Origin of the sequence: Streptomyces mutomycini (assembly GCF_001700505.1) — a bacterium.
Lineage (GTDB): Bacteria > Actinomycetota > Actinomycetes > Streptomycetales > Streptomycetaceae > Streptomyces > Streptomyces mutomycini.
Genome location: NZ_MAPV01000337.1, coordinates 1 through 1229 on the forward strand (window position 1 = coordinate 1; position 1229 = coordinate 1229).

1 protein-coding gene and 1 pseudogene are annotated in these 1229 nt (G+C 68.4%); one reads left to right on the top strand and one right to left on the bottom strand.

Going from position 1 to position 1229, the window contains the following annotated elements; translation table 11 throughout:
• A pseudogene (locus tag BFF76_RS33425) lies at nt 1-255 on the bottom strand (hypothetical protein); the annotation flags it as partial.
• Nucleotides 256-1003: 748 nt separating this feature from the next.
• Between BFF76_RS33425 and BFF76_RS30295 the strand changes: the two are divergent.
• Nucleotides 1004-1229: hypothetical protein (locus BFF76_RS30295; protein WP_141695710.1), on the top strand; the 226-nt coding region annotated here is incomplete at its 3' end.

Below are 1229 nucleotides of genomic sequence, written 5' to 3' on the forward strand. Positions count from 1 at the left end.
GGCGCGGCCACCGTAAGCCGTAAGGCGGGGCTTCATCCGGGGGCCGATGGAGTAGCCCACGATGCGGCCGGAGTACACGTCTTTGACCGCGCACAGATACAGCTTGCCCTCGCCGGTGGCGTGCTCGGTGATGTCCGTGAGCCACGACCGGTTCGGCCCGTCCGCGGTGCAGTCCCGCCGCACCAGGTCGTCGTGGACCGGGGCCCGGCCCTGGCGTTCTTCCCGCGGCCCCTTCGCTTCCCGAAGGCACTCCACCAGCCGTTGTCCCGGCAGATCCGCCAGACGGTCCTCTCGGCCGTCGACTTCACCGGCGGGGCGGGTCTCGTCGAGGAGGAAGCGGTGCCCGAACTCAGGATCGTCACGGTGCGCGTCGAACAGGGCGTTGGCCCGGNNCCGGGCCAGCCACCGGTAGTAGAGCTGGCGGGCAAGCCCGAGCCCCGGCATGTCACTGCCACCGGCACCCGGTAAGGGGCATCGGCGGCGCCAGCTACATGATCTTGCCGGCAGGTTCGCCTGCGAAAAGTACACCGCAGCGCTCCTGAGCACCTCGTTCTCCTGCTCCAGCAGCCGGATGCGCTTGCAGGCCTGGCGCAGCCCGGCCGACTCACCCGATGCCGCAGGTTTGGCGCCTTCGTCCGTGTCGGCACGGCGCAGCCACTTCGACAGCGTGATCGGGTGGACGCCGAAGTCGGCGGCGATCTGTTCCAGCGTGAGCCGGGCTCGCGGTTGCGCGCGACCCGCACGACGTCCTCGCGGAACTCCTTCGGATGCGGCTTGGGTACTGCAACACCCTTCCCCGCCGCTTCTCAGCAAGCCAGGCCAGGTGTCACCCAACCCTGCCGCAGCATTCCGCTTCAACAATGCCTACCTACCGGCCCACTTACGCGAGGGCGTGGCAGCTGAGGACCGTCGGCAGCTCGAAACAAACCTCAACGTCTGAGTCGGCCGCAACGCGCAGCACCTGGCGCTGCCCCCCGAACGGCCGGACAACACAACACAGTTCGTGACGAACCTGCTGAAGACGGCCAGACTGTACAGGCTCTTCCTCGCAGCCAGCCGCGAACTCAATGACGGGGACCGCCTCAAGAAGATGCTCTTCAACGAACGCAATGGCCCCGCGCCCAGGCGGTCGCCGTCCTCGCCCGCAACCCACCCCGAAGACCAGCCCTCCGAAGCCAAGGACAAGGGCCGCCTCGTCGCCTCCTACGTGGACCGCGGGTACGCCATGC